This is a genomic window from Pseudomonas mandelii, assembly GCF_024138395.1.
Taxonomy (GTDB): Bacteria; Pseudomonadota; Gammaproteobacteria; order Pseudomonadales; family Pseudomonadaceae; genus Aquipseudomonas; species Aquipseudomonas mandelii_E.
In genome coordinates, this window is record NZ_JAMYDU010000064.1 from 1 (window position 1) to 396 (window position 396).

The 396-nt window shown below is 62.1% G+C and carries 1 pseudogene; it reads right to left on the minus strand.

From position 1 onward, the window contains the following. Positions 1-396 (minus strand): annotated as a pseudogene (locus tag NHU87_RS28325) (hypothetical protein); the annotation flags it as partial.

Genomic DNA, 396 nt, shown 5'->3' on the forward strand with positions numbered 1-396 from the left:
CCCTCATCGGCCGTTTCCCGCAACAGCGCCAGTTCGCCGAATTGGTCGAGGACGTAGGTGTCGTCGCCGGCGCCGCCGATCAGCGTGTCCAGTCCGGCCGCGCCGTTGAGCACGTTATTGCCGGCGTTGCCGAGCAGGGTGTTGTTCTGGGTGTTGCCAACACCGGTGAGGTTATCGCTGCCGGTAAGGGTGAGGTTTTCCAGGTTGGCGCCGAGGGTCCAGCTCACCGAGGAACGCACAGTGTCGACTTCAGATACCAGAGTGCTGGTTTCGGTAATCGCGTCCTTGAGGTTGTCGACGATGTAGGTGTCATTGCCGCTGCCGCCGATCATCAGGTCGGCACCGGTTCCACCGTCCAGAAGGTTGTTGCCGCTGTTGCCGGTCAGGCGATTGCTC